The organism is Caldithrix abyssi DSM 13497 (genome assembly GCF_001886815.1).
GTDB lineage: Bacteria > Calditrichota > Calditrichia > Calditrichales > Calditrichaceae > Caldithrix > Caldithrix abyssi.
In genome coordinates, this window is record NZ_CP018099.1 from 3,483,066 (window position 1) to 3,502,529 (window position 19,464).

The following is a 19,464-nucleotide window of genomic DNA, read 5'->3' on the forward strand; positions in this document are numbered from 1 at the left end:
TCCTTGTAATAAATCGCAAATATATGAGTTCAGTATAAAAACCACGAATTTCACGAATGGACACGAATATATTTTATGTAATTTAAATAAAAAACAATAGCTGCACTTAAATGAAGTTCGATACTAATACCTTTTTAGGATACTTCCTCTGGAAGATCTAACTTAAAAGCATTTGAAAATTTTTGTGCTGCCAAAATGGTTAATTAGTTGAATGGTTGAATGGTTAGTCTGTCATTTCAAATCTATTTCTGTAAAGGTGGTGAATTCCTGCCACTGTTGGAAAAGGGAAAGGTGTGTAACAGTTTAAATGGCCTCCGCTCTGTCCTTACTGATTCCAATTTATGGGTTAAGGGAGCGCAGTCGATGGAAGTTCCTTCACAATCAACGGTTGCTTCGACTTCGCTCAGCAACCGTAATCCCCCACCGAGGAAAATTCGCTCCCTGAGCGGAGTCGAAGGGAGCGGAGCCGAAGGGGAGCAAAGTCGATGGAAGTTCCTTCACAATCAACGGTTGCTTCGACTTCGCTCAGCAACCGTAATCCCCCACCGAAGAAAAAACCGCTCCCTGAGCGGAGCCGAAGGGAGCGTAGTCGAAGGGAGCGGGATAAACTCTGAGATTACAAATACTAAACGCTATTTATTCACCTGAAAAGTACGATCGCCTTTTTCAAAAAAGTTGACGATCTGGCGGGCGGCAGCCAATCCGGCATTAATATTCGCTTCCGCCGTCTGAGCGCCCATCTTTTTAGGCGTAAAAAAGTAGCGTCCTTCATATTTTTCTGCAATTTCTGCAGCGCAGTCGGGCGCAATATCCGAGATGTACTTAAAATCTTCTCGCTCGGCAAACATCTTCAACAGGCCTTCTTCATCGATAATTTCCTTACGGGCCGTATTCACCAGCACAGCGTTATGCGGCATACGCGACAACAACTCAAAATTAATGGACTTCATTGTTTTTTCATTGGCCGGTATGTGCAGCGAAACATATTGACATTTTTCGTACAATGCTTCAACCGATTTAACCGGCGTAACGCCTTCTTTTGAAATTTCTTCATCAGAAATAAAAGGATCAAAGGCAAACAATTCCATACCAAAACCGCTGGCAATCTGAGCCACGCGTTTGCCCACGTGCCCAAAAGCGTGGATCCCCAGCGTTTTCCCTTTAAGTTCCGTGCCAGGCTTGCCGTTGAACTGATTGCGCGCCAGGTAAACCATCATTCCCAGAGCCAGTTCGGCAACCGCATTGGAGTTTTGACCGGGCGTGTTCATCACCACAATTCCCCGCTCCGTGGCCGCCTGCAGATCAATATTATCGTACCCTGCCCCGGCCCTGACCACAATTTTCAGATGCGGCGCTGCTTCCATAATACCTTTGTGGATTTTATCGCTGCGTACGATCAGAGCATCGGCATCGGAAACCGCCTCTTTCAACTGCTCTTCCGAATCATACTTTTCCAGCAAGGCAAATTCATAACCAGCATCTTCAATAATCTTTTTGATTTGCTCAACGGCCACGGGGGCAAACGGCTTTACTGTCGCGACTAAAACTTTGGGCATGTTTTATTCTCCTACTTTTTGATTAACCAGTCTTTGTCGAAATGAAAATTATCACATATTTTTTTAAAACACAATAGTTTTTGACGAATTCTTTGAAGAAATCGGGATCAGAGTAAAAAGCTTCATATCCGCCAGCGAAACAGTTCCCATAAAAAACACGTTAGCGCCTTTTACGGGAGTTTCTCAACGCAATTCATCCAAAATAAGCTGCGGCTGCACCAACATCTTTTTGAATTTCTGGATGACCACACTGCCCGGTTTCGCGCCGCGCGGCTTTTTAACGTCAAATACTCTGCAATAGTGAACGGCGACCTTCTTTGCATTACGCATTTTCGAAAAATAGGCGGCCAATTGCGCCGCTTCCTTTATGCTTTGTTTATCCGCTTCAACCTCTGTCTCGCCGCAACGTAAAATCACGTGACTGCCGGGAAAACCGTGTACATGGAACCATAAATCGTTGCCATGGCTCTCTTTAAAAGTTAATTGGTCGTTGGTCGCGTCGTCCATTCCCACCCAGATATCCAGGCCGGAAGTAGAACGGAATTTTTTAACTTTCATTGGCCTTCTTCCAATTTCACATCAAACTTTTGTCCGTAAAATTGTTTCACGGCCTTTTCAATCTTATTGTAAAATTTTTCGATATCTTCTTTACGGTTTTTACTGTCCTGCAACACGGCCTCAAATTTCGTCGTTTGCTTAAAAATAGAACGTTCAAACGGCAAAATTTTCTGCAGAATGCCGCTGCCTTCTTTGTTCCACAAAACGGGCAGATTAAGATAATAAGGGCCGTTTCCTCGCCTGATCGGAAAGCATTTTTCTTTTAGCGCCAGCGAAGCCTCACACAATGGCGCGTTGCGGTCTGCCCCCGGTTTTAACAACAATGGTATGTCGTCCATATTTTCCACCCACAACGGCAGGCTGACGCCGGTCAATGGAAATCCCAGAATGGTCCACATTAAACTTTTGGCTGGATCCTCGCCGCTCTCAACGCCCCGTACCAATACAACCGAAACCGAACTCTTACGCGGAATAAAATCACGAAACGACACAAACGATTGATCACTGGCAGTCAAATCGACTCCGGTCAAAGCGTGTTTTAAACAGCGGCTTACCCGGCTTAAAATATATTCCGCATCCAGTTGATTGCCGATCGCCGCCTGTTTAAATAACTGTTCCGCCATTTGATAGCGAATATAGCCATATCCCGCATCCGGCTTGCCGCTAAAGGAAAAGTTGGTGCGAATCAAATAACCCTCCGGCGCCACAAGCGAATCATTCGCATCAAATTTCTGGTAAGCAAAATTACCGGTTTCGTAATATGCGGCGCCGCCCTGCGCATCGATCACGCCAAAATTGGCTTCAACGCCCAACGGCTTTGGCAATGAATCCAACAAACGTTCAAAATCCTCCAGCGTGGCACAAAGCCTGAGCGCCATTTTCATCAGCTCGCCTTCACGGTCTTTAATGGCGGTGGTGTCCTCTGCCGTCTTCAGGTTGTAGGATGCGGAATTCATGATGGCAAATCCGCTTTCATTAACGCCGGCCCACACCTCTTTGCCCGTGCTGTCGCTGGCGTTTACCAGTCCAAAATAGCGAAATCGTCCGTCCGCAAACAAGCGAATCACATTCTGTTCATGGCCCGAATCGCGGTGTTTCCACAGCCGCGGCCTGCCATCCGGTGTGGCCCGGCCAGAAACAATGGCCGTGGTGCAGGGCAATACCAATAATGGAATGAGCCAGAACAATGCAAACCATTTAACCGTTTTAAACTGCATAACACCCTCGCATTTTTTATTTCAAAGATTGTTTTCACCGCAGCGCAGATTTTCCCTGATTTTCTGCTTGCCTGCCTTTGAAATTGGTCACGTTATTTGACCAGAATCAACTTGCCGTTGTGCAACGTTTTGCCCTCTTCTGCTGTTATTAATTGAAAGAAATACATTCCGCCTGACAAATTTCTGCCCCGCCCATCGCGGCCGTCCCACGTCACTCGTTGCCTGCCAGCCGCCAGCGCTTTTTTCAGCCCCAGAACCTGTTGCCCCAATACATTAAAGATACGCAGTTCAACCGTCGTATTGCGCGACAACTGAAACTCAAAAACAGTGCGGTTATTAAACGGATTGGGGTACTGTTTGATAAAGCGGAACCTTTCGGGAAGGACATCGGCCGCTTGGTCGATGGCCAATGGCTGGCTAAAATAGTTGAGAACGGCCGCGGCCAGGTCCTGCCGTTTTTGCAAGGGATAAATGGTTTCGAAAGGCACGGTCAAATAAAGCAATCGGCTTTCCCGGGTGGATGCGCCAAAAGTGCCTTTGTAATAGACAGCCGCTCCGCCATTGCTTACATCCACCCCAGAAAAGACCAGACCAGCCTGAGCCCCGCCGAGGGGTCGAATGGCATCCGGCCAGTCCACGTCGTACGTTCCATAACTCCCGTTGTCAAATTCTAAAGCGCCCAGCGAGGCAAAGATGGAGCCGGCAAGTCCTTCAAGGGAATAGTAAGTAGCCTTTCTGCCCAACGGCGCGTCGCTGACATATTCCGCTTTCAAATAATTCTGGTAAAAATCGCGATCGTCTTGCGAGCCCTTCTCCACCAGGTCATAACCGATTTCCGATCCGGAAATGAAAAAATTCCCGCCGTTTTCAAGATAGCGTCGGATGCGCTGCTTTTCCGTTTCGTTCAGCGTAAAATCGGCCTGACTCTCATCGCCGCACATCCAGTCAATCATTTTAAAAGAATCGAGCTGGCAAATATTCTGAACAACCGCTTCGTTGGTGGCTGAGGCAAGGGCCTGTCCTCTGCCCCAAAAGGCCTTTGCGTGCTGAATTAAATAGGCAAACGTATTTTGATTCTGATCGTTGCGCTCAAAGCCATCCACCAACAACATGGGATTCAGCCGTGAACAGGTAGCCGCCAGCACGCCGGAAAACGAACTGCTGCCTCGGGCATTAAAACTGCGCACTTTTAAAAAATAGAGGTCGTTAAGGGCCAGATTTTCAAGCGTCATCTGATTGTTCGAAGAAGACTTAGCCAGCGTAAAATTCTGGCCATCCGTGCTTAAATAGACCTCGTAGCCCTGTGCGCCGTACACCGTTTCAAATTCTACCCGTAATTGACCGATCTCATCGCCAGCCTGAACAAAAATGGCCGACGGCGCGACGGGCTGCGGCGCGCTTTGCGGCAAATAGCGCTGACGCAACAAATTCCACAGCTCCTGCCGGCCATCGTCATAGCCCAGCGCCCACATGCCCACGCCGCGTAAATTTTTGCTATCGGCCAGATCATATTTTAAAGCAAGGCTGCGAGCGTCGTCAAACCACACTTGATACCACTGGCTGCCAATCTGGTAGCAAAACCACGGCGTTTGACTGCTGGAATGCCATAGACGGCCATAGTTTTGCGCTTCTTTTTCCGCCGGAGAAAACTTTGCGCTGCCCATGAATTCCGTTGTAGAGGCGCCGGCTTGCGGGCCTGGGGTCTTCCAACGATGGCCATAGTAAGGCAGGCCCAAAATCAACTTTTGCGGATTTTCATTGGTTACCGAAGCGTACTGCACTGTGACGGTATTGGTAATATTGTAGCTGCCGCCGCTCAACGGAGCGTTGGCGCCCGTAGTGGAGCTCCAGCTTCCGGCAAAAGCGTAGCCCATAATAAAAACGTAATCGCAGGATTTTGCCAGGCCTTTTAAATCCCATCCGCCCCAGTTCACGGCCGGACCGGCAAAGGAAATTTCGGCGTCAGGAAAATCATTTTTAATCGATGCAGAAAGATCCGCCATAAAACCGTTTAGCAGCGAACCGCGGTCGGCGGTGTACAATCCTTCAAAATCGATATTAACGCCGTCCAGATTGTATTGATTTAAAAGCGCCTTCAGATTGGAGAAGAAATTTTGTTTAGCCTGCTGGTTGGTAAGTAAGTTGTGGATGTCGTCGGCGTTAAAATTAACAGCCGTTAAAATGATCTTTACGCCGTGGGCATGCGCCGCATTGATTACATCCGTCCACGGCCAGTAAGAGGGCTTTGAAATGGCTCCGCTTGCAGAAACGGTAAAATCAAAGGCGGCAATGTGCGTCAGTAAATCGTACTGCAAAAACGCGCGCGTCGAAAGGTATTGCCAGTCGGGCAAATAACCAAATACGGCCACGGAGGGCTTTTGCACGCTCATGCTCTTTGCCAGACGAATAATTCCTCTGCCTGTTGAATCGAATAACGACGGTTGTTTGGGCAGTGAACGATGTAATTCATATTCCAGCTGATGAATCGATTTACTATCGACGCCCGGCTGAGCGAAAAGCGTCGCGCTCCATGCCAATAAGCTAAGAAACAAAATCCATTTTACTTGCATGTTCCTCACAGTCTGTTTTTTAGATAAAAAGTTTTTTAAAAATAACAGAAAAATTTAATAATTCAAATTCAATTTTATTGGGTGAGGATGAAATTTGGCCTGGAAAATGGTACATAAAAATGCCGGTTTTGCATTTTTTGAGTTCGCTCTAAAAAAGGTGATTTATTGTTTCTAAAAGAAAGAGAAATCTTATAACTCCTATTAAAACAATCTAAACGGTAGGCTCGAAAAAACTTTTTTAAAAAAAATGACGTTGCCTTATTGCAACATTGTTCAGCTAAAATGTTGCAATAATGTAACACCGTTCGATCCAGAATTTATTAAATACCGTCCAATTTATTGAAAAATCAAAGAAAATTTAAATATCGATAAATGGCACAATAGTTGCAACCTAATTATAAAATCATAAAAACCTTTGACACAACCGTTTTAACAAATTGGAGGTTATCATGAAAATTTTAGTTACGTTATTTATGGGAATTCTGTTGAGTTCAGTACTGTTTTTAGGCTGTGGGCAGGATGGTGAAGACGGAAAAGCCTATCTCTCTTTTACCTGGGATTGGTATGTTGACAGCTATACGGATAATAATCCAGGAGTTCCCTCCACAATTCATGAATATACCGATTATGAGGTTGCCCCTGGAACCTATTACTATGAGTATTACTGTTCAGATGGTCTGGGAAATTACTGGGGCTATGAAGGAACATACAAAATAACCATTAATAAAGGTGAAAAAGGCGGATTTTTAGTGGACGGAGAGGATGGTGAAGATAATTACTTCAGAATGACTTTGAGTGGATCAGGACCAAGTATGTCGTTAAATAAATCAATAAAAATTTCTGAAAAAAAATCATCTTTAACACCTGTTAAAAATTTGGCTCTACTGGGATTCCTGTGGAAAAAGGTCTAATTTACCAAGAAAGAAAAGTATTGCTATCCTAAAATTTTCAAATTTTCTAAAGCCTCTACCAACTGTTTTTATCTCCTGTATCTTGCCGTTCAACCATTCGGCTACTGAATTATCTATCTGATATCTTATATAGTTTAATAAGCCATCTGAATGAGCAATGAGCATTTTTGCTACTTTAATCATTTTATTTAAAGAACGTCCCTTAATATCCTGATACCATTCCGCAAAAAAGAATTTCGCATCATTTATTGTTTCACTCCTAAAGAATTCTTTGAAGTTCTCTTTGGCCGCCCAAGCCTGGGAAGTGATAAGGTTAAGTTCTTGAATTTTTCTGAAACGCGATAATTGCTTGTCCGTCATATTTTCCGGATTCTTTAAAAATAAATATTTACTTTTCACTAAGGTTTTATCATTAGATTTTTGTAATTTACGGGCTTCCTCTCGTCTGGTTTTATCCACTCCATCATTTAAATACTTCATTATATGAAATTTGTCATGCACTATGGAAGCATTGGGAAGCTCCTTTTGAACAGCTTTAATAAAAGCTTTCCACATATCCATACTGACCGCTTTGAGGCCCTCCTTTTGTTTCTCTGTTAATCCCTTGTTTATTAAGGAACTGGCAGAGCTTGTTGTGCGACCTTCACTTACATCTATTACACGTCTTCTTTCACTATCGGATAATACGCTTACATAAGTATGACCTCTTTTCATACTCTTCTCATCTATCCCGATATATTTAATGTCCTCTTCCGTTCGGCGTGATAGCCCGCGTTCCACTGCTTTGCTCATTATATGATGAAGCATATCAAAGCTGATCCGTAAAAATTGTGCCGTTTTGCTCTGGTTTTTGGAGGCCAGTAATAACTCAATAGCAAAACGTTCAAATAATAAAGTCGTTCGACTCGACTTTTCTGCCCAAGGAACTTTGATCGTTTTTACTCCGTGTTCCTTGCATTTAATGCGGGGAACTTTGCAGACAATATAGGTCTTCATTTGGCATGTATCCAAATGCCGCCAACGACGTTTTTCGCGATGATCATAAATATCATATTCCACTTCGCATTCGGGACAAAAACCTTTTTTTGACTTATAGATAATCTCTATTTCTACTTCCTCATTCGCAATATCTAAGTCAACTTTAGACACTTCCCAGGGATGCGAAAGTCCCAAAATCTGTTTAAATAATTCTTTATCTTTCATAAACTCAATCTAAGGATTATTTTTGTTTTTCACAAAAATCCCAGTAGAGCCAAAAATTTTAATAGCAATGACTATAAAAAATTATATGTGGGCGACGAAATTATAGAAACGATATATTCAAATAACGGAAAAATGGTAATACGGAAAAAAATGTTTAAATGGATAAAAAATTAGCCTGAACATTTTATCAATACTATAAACCCAGCCAGGGAAGTAACCAGCGCCTTATTTAACATTATAAAGTTTACTTCCCTGGCCGGATTGCAAAAGTTAAGAAAATTTTTTTATTTTTCACACATCCCAGCTGAGCCAATATTTATATATTACCACATCGTTGCATTGTCACTTTTTATGTTGCAGGCATACAACATTTATATTTTTTTGTTGCTTTTTGACAACATTATTTGCTTTATTTTTTAAATTTGCGTATATATATTTACATAATCGAAAATGCAAAAAACTTTAACGCAAGAAAACAGTACAAAAGGGAATTGGACTTTTCTAAATATCAGGTTCTGTATCCTTTAATAATTAAGTTTAATGGAATAAACTGTTTGGCTTAATGGAACCAGAGAAATATACTGACCAAAAAAAACGCATAACTCTGCACAGGATTTACTTTCTTTCCGCTGTGCTGGCAATTCTTATCGCCTTTTTAACCATGCAGGCGCTTAAGCCTTTTTTTGCGCCCAACCGCGTCCAGATCGATAAAAAAACTTTCTTTAAACAAAAAATCGGAGAATTTTATTATAATGACTTCGATCACGACGGCTTTAGCGAGCATGTAATATTTAAAACCATTCCGGAATGGTCGGAAATTGGCGTTAAATATTACAATTCAAAAGATATGCTGGTCGATCAGTGGAATTTCTCCGAACGCTGGATACATAAGGCGGTTTTTTTTGCCGATTTTGATAATGATTCATACGATGAAATCTATTTTTTTACTCAAGGCAACGATTCGATCTTTCTTTACAGTTTTGATCCTCGCTTTACCAATCAATTTTTAATCTATCGCCAATTTATTGTCCGGGCGCCTGAACCAAATCCCCATCCGCAAAAAGCCTGGGATGTGCAAAATGTTGATGCGGTTTTTTATGATTCCGACCATGACGGCTACCAGGAAATGTTCATCAACATAATGACCGGGCATAGTCTTCAGCCGCGTCGCATATTCAAGTTCGACATTAAACGCCGGCGCATTGTGGCAAAATCGCCCCTCATGGGCGCCTATGGGGGAAAATTAAGATTATTTGATTTGGACGGCGACAAAACGCCGGAACTGTTCTTTCAGGCTAGCTACGCTCCAAACAACTACGCCCCCCAATCCATCCCCTATCCCGATAATCAAAGCTGGCTGATGGTTTTTAATCTCGATCTGCAATTTGCTTTTGAGCCCATTCCCTTCCCCCCGGCTTTTTCAGTTAATTATTATACCATTTTCCAAACCAACGTTCAAACCTATATAGCTGCTTGCAAAACATATATAGGCAAACTGGATGTACAGCCTGCTCTGTACCTGTTCACTCCGGACGGTCAATTAATTCGCGAACGTAAATTGGTTTCAGAAAATCACTGGACTGTTTTTGGCTTGCCTTTTGACAATCCCCGCCATCTTTATGTATGCAATTTTAATGGCAATCTTTATGAATTGGATCATAATCTCAAAACCGTCAAAACGATTAAGCCACCTTATGCCATATATGCAATTATAGATCAAATGGATTATGACAATGATCTTCAGGATGAATACCTGGCTAGCGGCGCATCCGGCATTCTGATGATTATCGAACCGGATTTTGAAGAAATAACGGTAATCCCTGAAGAAATTAACTATGGCTATGCAACCATTTACTCGGTGTGTAAACGCGGAAAAGCAGAAACCGATTTAATCTTTCAAACCGACTCTTTGGTTTATGCCGTGCAGTACAAACACAATCCATGGTACGTATTTCGTTATCCGATAGAGATAGGGATGGCGTTTGTTTTATTTTTTGTTATCACCGGATTGTTATTTCAGGCGCAGCGTTTTTCTTCTTCAATACAAATGCGTCGGCAATTATTCCATTTTTCGCCTATCGGATTTTTATTGCTGGATTTTAAGGGACGATTGCGAAGTGTGAATAGTAAATTTGAACAAACTTTAAAACTTTCAGCGCCTTTATCGCCAGGCGTTCATTTTAGCGAAGCATTGCAAGAGCGGCCTCAAATTGTTTCATTTATTCAGCATCTAATACACAGCCAGAAATTAAAGGAAAGAGAATTCCGGTTATTTCTGCCCGATGGCAACACGCAGTTTTTGTTACGCGGGTTTGTTCATAAAGGCCTGCTTGGTACGCCTTCTGGATATTTAATCGAAGTGGTGCCCTTAAACAATGAACAATCGGAGCGAAAACTACAATTGTGGAGCAAAACAATCCAGAAGATGGCCCACGATATCAAAACGCCGCTTTCTACCGTTCAATTGCTTGTGCAAACAGCGCGCATCCGACTTTCAAAACACCCACAAAATCAGGCTGATGAAATCGGGAAAGATCTGGACACGGCCAGTCAACAGTTATCGCGCATCCGCGAAATGGCCAAACAATTTTTGCGTTTTACCAATCTGGAAAGGCCTAACTTACAACGCGTCTCCCTTCGTTCGTTACTGGAACATACTTTACAGCGCTTTTCTTTTTATCTGGATGAAGATTTACATATTGAATGGGAGCTGGATGAACAGCACGATCAGATTTTTGTGGATCCAACGCTCATAGAAATGGTTTTTCAGATCATTATCGAAAATGCCATTGACGCCATGAACGGGAAAGGCACCATTTTGATTACTTCCAATCTCGTGGAAAATATTGAAGAAAATTTTAAAAAATACATTGAAATCGAATTCATTGATAACGGTCCCGGCATGGACAAAGACATATTAAAACATATCTTCGATCCCTTTTTCACTACCAAAGAGAACGGCACAGGTATGGGGCTGACCCTGGCCCGTAAAATTATTGAAGACCATTTGGGGAAAATCAGTGTTTTTTCGGAATCAGGAAAATCTACAGTAATTCGCATTACCATACCCTATCGAGAGGAAACCTATGGCATTTAAAGTTTTCCTGATCGATGATGACGTGGTTTATTTAAAATCATTGAAAGAGTTTCTCGAAGTAAACAACTTTCAGGCTGAGATTTCTTCTAATCCGCGCAAGGCGGTTGCAACGTTTCAAAATAAGGAATTCGATTGCGTTTTACTCGATTTAAAAATGCCGGGATTGGATGGTATCCAATTACTGGAAAAATTTCTGGAAATCCGGACGGATGTTCCGATTATTATGGTTTCCGGAGAAGGAACCATTCCCCTGGCCATTAAAGCCATACGTATGGGCGCTTATGATTTTATTGAAAAATCAGATGATCCTAACCGTATTTTAATCACTTTAAGTAATGCTATCGAAAAACGAAAACTATTTCTGGAAAAATCCGTTTTAAAAGCTCAAATTGACGAAACCTATTCCATCGTCGGCCAAAGCGAAGCCATTCAGAAAATCTTAGATAAAATAGAGATGGTAGCCAGAAGCAACGCCAAAGTATTAATCACCGGCGAAAGCGGCACCGGCAAGGAATTAGTAGCCCGCGCCATTCATAACAATAGTTTGCGAGCCGGCAAACCGTTTGTTAAAATCAACTGCGCAGCCATCCCATCCATGCTTCTGGAAAGCGAACTGTTCGGACACAAAAAGGGGGCGTTTACCGGGGCGCATCAGGATTACAAAGGCAAATTTCTGGTTGCCGACGGAGGTACGCTCTTTTTAGATGAAATCGGAGATATGAGTCCGGAGCTGCAGGCCAAACTGTTAAGAGTATTAGAAAACAATGAGGTAGAGGTAATCGGTAACCCCTTACCAATCAAAGTGGATGTGCGATTGATTGCCGCTACCAACCAGAATCTTCCACAATTGATCCGCGATGGAAAATTTCGCGAAGACCTTTTCCATCGTTTAAACGTCATTCAGGTTCACATTCCCCCATTACGCGAGCGTCCGGAAGATATCCCGCCTCTTGCGGATCATTTTATCAAGATGTTTGCCCAAACCTATAACAAACCGGTTCGGGGAATTAGCGAACAGGCCTTGCAAATTTTAAAACAAAATGAGTGGACGGGAAATATCAGAGAATTGCGAAATGTTATTGAAAAGGTGATTGTTTTGACCGATAAAGAAATTATTGACGCGCAGGAAATTAACGAGGCTTTGGGCAGCGCGCCAACAGCCCAACGCCTTTCTTTCTCCAACGGCAAAAGCCTGAAAAAAGCGCTGGAAGAATACGAAAAGTTTTATATTGAACAAACATTAAAACAACATTCCTGGAAAATTCTGGATTCTGCCAAAGCCCTGGACATTGATCGAACGGCCCTGTTCAGAAAGATGCGTAAATTTGGCATCCAGAAAGATGACTACGTTCGTTCGTAGAGTAAGAGTTGATTGGATACAGGCTTCTGCCATTCCGTGGATCGTCTCCCATCCTTGCCCTGTGATTTCAAGCATCCCACACCGGTGGGAGACGAGAAATCTTTTTCCTTGTTCAACGGGCACCTTTACCGCTCCCCTTGGACTGCGCTCCCTTCGACTCCGCTCAGGGAGCGGGAGTACAGTTGCCGAGAGAACTCGAAAACCGGTTGCTGAGCGAAGTCGAAGCAACCGTTGATCGTGAAGGGACTTCCTTCGACTACGCTCAGGGAGCGGGAGTACAGTTGCCGAGAGAACTCGAAAACCGGTTGCTGAGCGAAGTCGAAGCAACCGTTGATCGTGAAGGGACTTCCTTCGACTACGCTCAGGGAGCGGGAGTACGGTTACTGAGCGAAGTCGAAAACCGGTTGCTGAGCGAAGTCGAAGCAACCGTTGATCGTGAAGGGACTTCCTTCGACTACGCTCAGGGAGCGGGAGTACGGTTACTGAGCGAAGTCGAAAACCGGTTGCTGAGCGAAGTCGAAGCAACCGTTGATCGTGAAGGGACTTCCTTCGACTCCGATCAGGGAGCGGGAGTACGGTTACTGAACGTAGTCGAAAACCGGTTGCTGAGCGAAGTCAAAGCAACCGTTGATCGTGAAGGGACTTCCTTCGACTACGCTCAGGGAGCGGGAGTAAGGTTACTGAGCGTAGTCGAAAACCGGTTGCTGAGCGAAGTCGAAGCAACCTTTGATCGTGAAGGAACTTCCTTCGACTCCGCTCAGGGAGCGGGAGTACGGTTGCTGAACGTAGTCGGAAACCGGTTGCTGAGCGAAGTCGAAGCAACCGTTGATCGTGAAGGGACTTCCATCGACTTTGCTCCCCTTCGGCTCCGCTCCCTTCGGCTCCGCTCAGGGAGCGGTTTTTCCATCGGTGGGGGATTACGGTTGCTGAGCGAAGTCGAAAACCGGTTGCTGAGCGAAGTCGAAGCAACCGTTGATTGTGAAAAGACTCCCTTCGACTGCGCTCCCTTCGACTACGCTCAGGGAGCGGATTGTTTGTAGTCCCGCAGCGACGATAAATCTTTTCCCTGTCCACCACTTCTCCCTTGCATCCTTTTGCATAATTCCTTTATTTTGTTATGTTCGTTCAAAAAAAAATGGAATTACTATGAAAGTCAAAATTCTAAAAAAAGAACGCCTGCTCGATGACTTTTTTAAAGTGGACAGCGCCGAACTGATTCACGAAAAATTTGACGGAACGCTCTCGCCGGTCGTTCGCCGCTTAAACCTGGAGCGCGGCCAGGCCGTCGCCGTGCTGATTCATCTAACAGACCGCGACTCTCTGGTGCTCATTCGTCAATTCCGCTACGCCGTTTACGAGGCCGGGGAGGATGGCTGGATCGATGAAATTGTGGCCGGCGTGTTGGACGATGAATCGCCTGAAGCCTGCGCCCGCCGCGAATGTCTGGAAGAAGCAGGCTACGAGCTGGAACGCCTTGAACACATGGCCACCATTTACGTCAGTCCGGGCATTACCACCGAACGGATTCATATCTTCATCGGCTACACCGATTCCACAAAAAGGATCAATGACGGCGGCGGCCTGGACAGCGAAAACGAAGACATTCAAGTTGTTGAATGGACGAGAGAAGAAGCCTTTAAAAAATTGATGAACAAAGAGATTGAAGATGGCAAAACGCTGTTGGCTGTCCAGCATTTTTTTCTTAACGATCTGCTGAAACGGCGCGGCTAACCGGTTTCCGTTTAAGACGGCAACGGCTGATGCGGTTTCAGAAATTTTAGGGGCCGCCCGTAAAGGGTTTTAGCTACAGCCTGTAAAAATTTAATCGCCCAAATAAAAATAATACAGCCCAATTGCCCTTTTCTTATGTAAAAATTTTCCCTATATTTCGCCCTGACTTTTGAGAGGGGTAACTGGTTTAATCTTTGGTTAGAGGGAAAACAGCATGACTGTAATGGGAAAGGTGCATCCAAACCTGCTGGATGCCATTGGCAACACGCCTTTAGTAAAACTTAATTTTGTAACCCAAGGTTTAAAGGCCAACATCTTCGCCAAGCTGGAGTTCATGAATCCGGGCGGAAGCATTAAAGACCGCATTGCGCGCTACATGATCGAAAAAGCCGAACAGAGCGGGCGAATAAAACCGGGCGACACAATCATCGAGAACTCTTCCGGCAATACGGCCATCGGTCTGGCCATGGTGGCCATCCAGAAAGGCTACAAGTGTAAGATCGTCATTCGCGACACCACCAGTCCGGAAAAGATCCGCATGTTGCAGCATTTAGGAGCCGAAACGATTTTGGTGGACGCTTCTCTACCGCCGGAAGATGAAAAGTCCTACAACCATTTCGCCGAACATCTGGCAAAACGCACGCCCAACGCCTATTATGTGGATCAACACAACAATCTGGACAACAACGAAGCGCACTACAAAACCACCGGCCCGGAAATCTGGCAGCAGCTTTCAGGAAAGATCGATTACCTGGTTTGCGGCATTGGCACGGGCGGCACCTTGTTTGGCGCCGGTCGCTATCTAAAAGAAAAGAATCCGCAAATCAAATTAATCGGCATCGATCCGCAGGGTTCGGTTTTTTACCACTACTTCAAACACCATAAAAAGGTTCGGCCCGCTCCCTACCGTCTGGAAGGCCTGGGCGACGAATTTATCTTAAAAACCGTTGAATTCGAACTGCTGGACGACATGCTTCAGGTGGACGACGAAACGGCTTTTGACTACAGCCGACGCCTGGCGCGCGAAGAGGGCATAATCGCCGGCGGCTCCAGCGGCGCTAATTTATACGGCGCGCTGGAAATTGCCCGCAAGATCGATCGCGAAGTGAATATCGTTACCATCTTCCCCGATTCGGGCTTTCGCTATTTAAGTAGTATTTTTGTTTGAAAGTATGAACGTGTTCATTAAAACCGCCCTGAAAATGGGCCTGAATGTTTTAACGGATTTTCCGCTTGCGCCCCTGACCACCTTTGGCATTGGGGGGCCGGCAAAGTATTACCTTAAAGTCCACACAGCGCAGCAGTTGATGGACGCCATGCGCCTGGCCCGGCAGTTCGATCTTCCTTTTAAAGTACTGGGCCAGGCCAGTAATGTGCTCATCTCCGACGCGGGATACAACGGATTAATCATTCACAATCATTCCGCGCATTTTGAAGAACTGCCCGCCGCCGATGATTTAAAACCGCCCGTTTTTCCCCGCTTCCCCGAATTGTTTGAAGTAAACGCGAAAGACTGCCGACCGCTGCTGCTCAGGATCGCTTCCGGCATGCGCCTGAGCGCGCTGATCCGTGCCATGCACCGCCAGAACATGCTGGGGCTGGAATGGTTTGCCGGTATTCCGGCCACCACAGGCGGCGCGCTTTACATGAACGCGCACGGCGGCCCCTGTTTTTTCGGAGATTTTGTCCACTCAGCGCGATTATTCGACGGCCGGCAGGTGAAAAGCGTCGATGCTTCTTATTTCCGCTTTGCTTACGATTACAGCATTTTGCACCAGACGGGGGAAATTGTGCTGGACGTTGTGCTTTACGGATGGCAAGGGCCCGTTGACAGGGCAAAACAATTTTACAAATGGTGGGCATCGCAAAAACGCATTCAGCCCCAGACTTCGGCCGGATGCATCTTCCAGAATCTCGACGAACAAGATCGGCAGCGCTTAAACCTGCCCACGTCTTCCGTGGGATATTTTATCGACCGCGTGCTGGGCGTAAAAGGTGTGCGCAAGGGCGGCGCCATAATCTCCAACGCCCACGCCGCTTTTATTGAAAATACAGGAAAGGCCCGCGCCTCAGACGTGCTGTTTTTAATCAATCTAATTAAAAACGAAGCGCTTAACAAAACCGGCGTGCGTTTGAAACTGGAAATTGAATTAATCGGCTTTGATGAAATGTAGTTTTTTAACGATAAAGGGAGCAAAATGGCCAGATTTTTAATTACAGGCGAACAACAACTACAGGGCGAAATAAAAACGGCAGGCAATAAAAACGCCGCGCTGCCTATCATCGCCGCCACCTTGTTGACCGAAGAAAGCTGTATCCTGCGCAACATGCCGGAAATTCGGGACGTGCATGCCATGCTCGCCTTGCTCAAAAGCGTTGGTAAAAAGGTGGAACGCCTGAAACCCAATGTTTACCGAATTAACGGGCAGGTCAACAACCAACAACTGCCCTATGAGATGGGCACCAATTTACGGGCTTCGGTTCTTTTTCTGGGCGGTTTGCTGCCGGTCACGGGCGAGGTTCGCCTGCCTCCGCCGGGTGGCTGCGTGATTGGCCGACGAAATCTGGATGCGCATTTTGATGTGGCCGCTTCTTTTGGCGCGCAAGTTGAATTTGACGAGAGTGTTTACGTTTTTCGCGCATCGGGCGTTCTTCCCGCGCATATCTGGTTGCGCGAGGCTTCGGTTACGGCAACGGCCAACGCGCTGTTGATCGCCGCCAGAACCGCCGGGCAAACCGTCATCGAAAACGCCGCTTCCGAACCGCACATTGGCGATTTGTGCAATGTTCTGACTAAAATGGGCGCGCAGATCGAAGGCATCGGCTCCAACAAATTACGAATCATCGGCCGTGAGCGCCTAACAGGCTTTGAGCACGATATCGTGCCCGACCACATCGAAGCCGGAACCTTTGCCATTACCGCGGCCTGTCTGCAAAGCGAGCTGGTTATCCACGACGCCCTGCAGGAACACCTGCGTATGATCGCCTTTCACTTACAGCAGATGAATGTCGATCTGCAATTCATTGATAACAGAACTCTGCACATCAAGCCGTCAAAGTTAATTTCGAAGACCGGCAAAGTGCAGGTGGGGCTGTGGCCCGGCTTCCCCACCGATTTAATGAGTCCGATGATTGTGCTGGCCACCCAGGCGCAGGGCATGACGCTCTGCCACGACTGGATGTACGAATCGCGCATGTTTTTTGTCGATAAGCTTTCCATTATGGGCGCCAACACCATCTTGTGCGATCCACACCGCGTGATTGTGCACGGCCCATCCCCTTTAAAAGGGCAGGAACTAAGCAGCCCGGATATCCGCGCTGGCATTGCCTTGCTCATCGCCGCCATGGCCGCCAGAGGCCAGAGCGTGATCGATCGTATTGAACTGATTGACCGCGGTTACGAAAACATCGACGTCAGGTTGAACAAAATCGGCGCCGACATCCAAAGAGTGGATTAAGACACGCGGAACAAAACGTTGTTTTAGCAAGGAGATTTTCCCTTTTGCCGGAGGCTGCGACTGCCGAATGAGCGAGGTTGCTGTTTTTTTCAATTAGATTGTATTTCCAGGGCCGCAAAGCCGCAACCAAAAACGAACCACCAAGAGCGCAAAGAGTGTTAAAAATTTAAAATAGTTTTAATTGCCCTCACCCTCTTGATCTCCTTTTTCAAGAATAAAAGTCTGGGAGAGGGGAACGCTGAAAGTGGACAGTTGCCATTCAACCATTCAACTAATCAACTATTCAACCAATCCAGCAGCACAAAAATTTTCGCACGCTAATGCATTACATTTTTTGAAGGAAGTATTCTAAATTTAGCAAGAGGCAGCGGCCGGTAAATCTATGTCTTGCGGGCGGGCTGCACAGATCAGGGGATTCTTCGCTTGGCGAAGAATCCCATTCAAGCGACCTAAAAAATTAAAAGCGGGCTGAACCTCGCCTTTCTCTTAATAATCATACTCCATATCGTAATATCGCGGATCCAGACGGTAGTCGCCAAAACCGGTGTAATCCACAAACAAAAACGTCTTGCGCAGCGTGTAGTACTGCCATATCTCGTAAGGCGGACTATCGATTTCAAACGGATGGCGCTCAATATCGTCGGGAAAGCCAAATTTAATTAAAATGCGCCCGCGATCGGTCTCCCAGCCATCCTGGGTCATGGTCGAAAAATAGGTGTTGGCGTAGTTGACGCGCTTGAAATATTCGTCCTTCAACTCGTTTTTAGCCGTGGTCGGATCCGGATCGCGCTCCTTCCAGTAGCGTTCAAAAAAAGCCTTCTTTTCTTCCAGCGAAGCATTTAAGTATTTTTTTAAAGTGTCCGCGTTTAAGATGTAAGACATCTGATGCAGAGCCAGGTCGATATCTTCTTCTGTGCTGGGAACCGTTGACCAGAAGAAAGAAAAGCTCTGCGAAACCTGCGCTTTTTTGTTGCCAACGATGGCTTCTACGGTGAGTAAATATTTATTCCGTTTCAGGCGTTCTCTTTTTAACGTGAATAATTGTGAAAAGATATGGTTTTGTGGTATCACCGTGATCATGCTGTCGATCTCAACAATTTTCTTTTTACTGCGCCGTTTTTCGCCTTTAAAAATGTAGCGCAGGGTTACCGGTTGGCCAATCTGTTTTACGTAAACATCATAATAAACGTAAAAAATGCCGGCCTTTACCGTAAAGTTGTTGCTGAAGGTCGGTTCATAATCGACTACCTGCCCGCTGGAATCCTGAGTCACACTCTGTAAAAAGAGCAAACTGCCCAGCGCAACGGGTTTATCGCTAAACTCCTTAAAAGTAAATTTGATTTTACGCTTGGCCGATTTATTGGTGATTAAATCCGTGGCTTTAGCCAGCAACGAATATTCTCCCGGCGGCAATTTAAATTCTTCTTTCAGAACCACCGCCTCTTCCCGGCTGTTGGTCAAATCAAACGAAGGCACGTTGATTTTGCGGTTAACGGTGCGCATCATAACCACATTTTCGTTCTGATCATAAATAGCAAATAGCATTTCGAACTGCGTGTCAAAACCGCTGGTATCGCTTTTGATAAAAGTTAAATCATCGTACAGATGGCTGGACATGATCAGCAGACGATGGTGTTTTAAATCCGCATCGAAACGATGCTGGTAGGTAAGCTCAAAAAAGGGCAGGCCTACCCCGCTCTGCTGGTTGGTTCCCATATACTGGGCAAAGGCGGCGCCGCTAACAAAACCTAACAAAAGGACGATTAAAGAAACTTTAAATTTCATCTTTTTTCTCAAACTCTA

At 45.4% G+C, this 19,464-nt stretch carries 14 protein-coding genes; 8 read left to right on the forward strand and 6 right to left on the reverse strand.

Going from position 1 to position 19,464, the window contains the following annotated elements; genetic code table 11:
* Window positions 1-632 precede the first annotated feature (632 nt).
* From Cabys_RS13570 to Cabys_RS13585, 4 genes are all read right to left on the reverse strand, one after another.
* Window positions 633-1,556, reverse strand: a complete 924-nt coding sequence (locus Cabys_RS13570; RefSeq protein WP_006926666.1) for a 3-phosphoglycerate dehydrogenase — start codon at window positions 1,554-1,556, stop codon at window positions 633-635.
* Between the two features lie 183 nt (window positions 1,557-1,739).
* Window positions 1,740-2,114 carry an NFACT RNA binding domain-containing protein gene (locus Cabys_RS13575; RefSeq protein ID WP_006926667.1) on the reverse strand — a complete coding sequence of 125 codons (375 nt, stop codon included), beginning with the start codon at window positions 2,112-2,114 and terminating at the stop codon, window positions 1,740-1,742.
* Window positions 2,111-3,331 (reverse strand): Ntn hydrolase family protein, encoded by a 1,221-nt coding sequence (locus tag Cabys_RS13580; protein ID WP_006926668.1) that lies wholly within the window; start codon window positions 3,329-3,331, stop codon window positions 2,111-2,113. The genes Cabys_RS13575 and Cabys_RS13580 overlap by 4 nt, the downstream gene beginning before the upstream one ends.
* A 92-nt stretch (window positions 3,332-3,423) precedes the next feature.
* Window positions 3,424-5,901: a glycosyl hydrolase family 18 protein gene (locus Cabys_RS13585; protein ID WP_006926669.1), complete on the reverse strand. Its 2,478-nt coding sequence runs from the start codon at window positions 5,899-5,901 to the stop codon at window positions 3,424-3,426.
* A 449-nt stretch (window positions 5,902-6,350) separates the two neighbouring features.
* Between Cabys_RS13585 and Cabys_RS13590 the strand changes: the two genes are divergently transcribed.
* The gene (locus Cabys_RS13590) at window positions 6,351-6,812 is read left to right on the forward strand and encodes a hypothetical protein (RefSeq protein WP_006926670.1); all 462 of its coding nucleotides are present in this window, start codon (window positions 6,351-6,353) and stop codon (window positions 6,810-6,812) included.
* On the opposite strand, the gene Cabys_RS13595 is transcribed toward Cabys_RS13590, so the two are convergent.
* A complete protein-coding gene (locus Cabys_RS13595; protein ID WP_006926671.1) occupies window positions 6,783-8,015 on the reverse strand; it encodes an ISL3 family transposase in 1,233 nt (410 codons plus the stop codon). The genes Cabys_RS13590 and Cabys_RS13595 overlap by 30 nt on opposite strands.
* 562 nt (window positions 8,016-8,577) lie before the next feature.
* Between Cabys_RS13595 and Cabys_RS13600 the strand changes: the two genes are divergently transcribed.
* The 7 genes from Cabys_RS13600 (at window position 8,578) to murA (ending at window position 17,661) form a co-directional block, all read left to right on the forward strand.
* Window positions 8,578-11,112, forward strand: coding sequence for a sensor histidine kinase (locus Cabys_RS13600; RefSeq protein ID WP_006926672.1), 2,535 nt, complete (start codon window positions 8,578-8,580; stop codon window positions 11,110-11,112).
* A complete protein-coding gene (locus Cabys_RS13605; protein WP_006926673.1) occupies window positions 11,102-12,472 on the forward strand; it encodes a sigma-54-dependent transcriptional regulator in 1,371 nt (456 codons plus the stop codon). The genes Cabys_RS13600 and Cabys_RS13605 overlap by 11 nt, the downstream gene beginning before the upstream one ends.
* 281 nt (window positions 12,473-12,753) lie before the next feature.
* Window positions 12,754-13,512 carry a hypothetical protein gene (locus Cabys_RS13610; RefSeq protein ID WP_150109218.1) on the forward strand — a complete coding sequence of 253 codons (759 nt, stop codon included), beginning with the start codon at window positions 12,754-12,756 and terminating at the stop codon, window positions 13,510-13,512.
* Between the two features lie 106 nt (window positions 13,513-13,618).
* Window positions 13,619-14,203: an NUDIX domain-containing protein gene (locus Cabys_RS13615; protein ID WP_006926675.1), complete on the forward strand. Its 585-nt coding sequence runs from the start codon at window positions 13,619-13,621 to the stop codon at window positions 14,201-14,203.
* A 214-nt stretch (window positions 14,204-14,417) separates the two neighbouring features.
* Window positions 14,418-15,371, forward strand: coding sequence for a PLP-dependent cysteine synthase family protein (locus Cabys_RS13620; protein WP_006926676.1), 954 nt, complete (start codon window positions 14,418-14,420; stop codon window positions 15,369-15,371).
* A 4-nt stretch (window positions 15,372-15,375) separates the two neighbouring features.
* Window positions 15,376-16,377 carry a UDP-N-acetylmuramate dehydrogenase gene (locus Cabys_RS13625; protein WP_006926677.1) on the forward strand — a complete coding sequence of 334 codons (1,002 nt, stop codon included), beginning with the start codon at window positions 15,376-15,378 and terminating at the stop codon, window positions 16,375-16,377.
* Between the two features lie 24 nt (window positions 16,378-16,401).
* Window positions 16,402-17,661, forward strand: coding sequence for a UDP-N-acetylglucosamine 1-carboxyvinyltransferase (gene murA / locus Cabys_RS13630; RefSeq protein WP_006926678.1), 1,260 nt, complete (start codon window positions 16,402-16,404; stop codon window positions 17,659-17,661).
* A gap of 486 nt (window positions 17,662-18,147) precedes the next feature.
* Here the strand turns inward: murA and Cabys_RS13635 are convergent, their stop codons facing one another.
* Complete coding sequence (locus tag Cabys_RS13635; RefSeq protein ID WP_006926680.1) at window positions 18,148-19,446, reverse strand: GWxTD domain-containing protein; 1,299 nt, start codon at window positions 19,444-19,446, stop codon at window positions 18,148-18,150.
* Window positions 19,447-19,464 lie beyond the last annotated feature (18 nt).

Excerpts from the sequence above, each read along its gene's own strand:
- Cabys_RS13570 (WP_006926666.1), bottom strand. The coding sequence starts at position 1,556 with ATGCCCAAAGTTTTAGTCGCGACAGTAAAGCCGTTTGCCCCCGTGGCC.
- Cabys_RS13575 (WP_006926667.1), bottom strand. The coding sequence starts at position 2,114 with ATGAAAGTTAAAAAATTCCGTTCTACTTCCGGCCTGGATATCTGGGTG.
- Cabys_RS13580 (WP_006926668.1), bottom strand. The coding sequence starts at position 3,331 with ATGCAGTTTAAAACGGTTAAATGGTTTGCATTGTTCTGGCTCATTCCA.
- Cabys_RS13585 (WP_006926669.1), bottom strand. The coding sequence starts at position 5,901 with ATGCAAGTAAAATGGATTTTGTTTCTTAGCTTATTGGCATGGAGCGCG.
- Cabys_RS13590 (WP_006926670.1), top strand. The coding sequence starts at position 6,351 with ATGAAAATTTTAGTTACGTTATTTATGGGAATTCTGTTGAGTTCAGTA.
- Cabys_RS13595 (WP_006926671.1), bottom strand. The coding sequence starts at position 8,015 with ATGAAAGATAAAGAATTATTTAAACAGATTTTGGGACTTTCGCATCCC.
- Cabys_RS13600 (WP_006926672.1), top strand. The coding sequence starts at position 8,578 with ATGGAACCAGAGAAATATACTGACCAAAAAAAACGCATAACTCTGCAC.
- Cabys_RS13605 (WP_006926673.1), top strand. The coding sequence starts at position 11,102 with ATGGCATTTAAAGTTTTCCTGATCGATGATGACGTGGTTTATTTAAAA.
- Cabys_RS13615 (WP_006926675.1), top strand. The coding sequence starts at position 13,619 with ATGAAAGTCAAAATTCTAAAAAAAGAACGCCTGCTCGATGACTTTTTT.
- Cabys_RS13620 (WP_006926676.1), top strand. The coding sequence starts at position 14,418 with ATGACTGTAATGGGAAAGGTGCATCCAAACCTGCTGGATGCCATTGGC.
- Cabys_RS13625 (WP_006926677.1), top strand. The coding sequence starts at position 15,376 with ATGAACGTGTTCATTAAAACCGCCCTGAAAATGGGCCTGAATGTTTTA.
- murA (WP_006926678.1), top strand. The coding sequence starts at position 16,402 with ATGGCCAGATTTTTAATTACAGGCGAACAACAACTACAGGGCGAAATA.
- Cabys_RS13635 (WP_006926680.1), bottom strand. The coding sequence starts at position 19,446 with ATGAAATTTAAAGTTTCTTTAATCGTCCTTTTGTTAGGTTTTGTTAGC.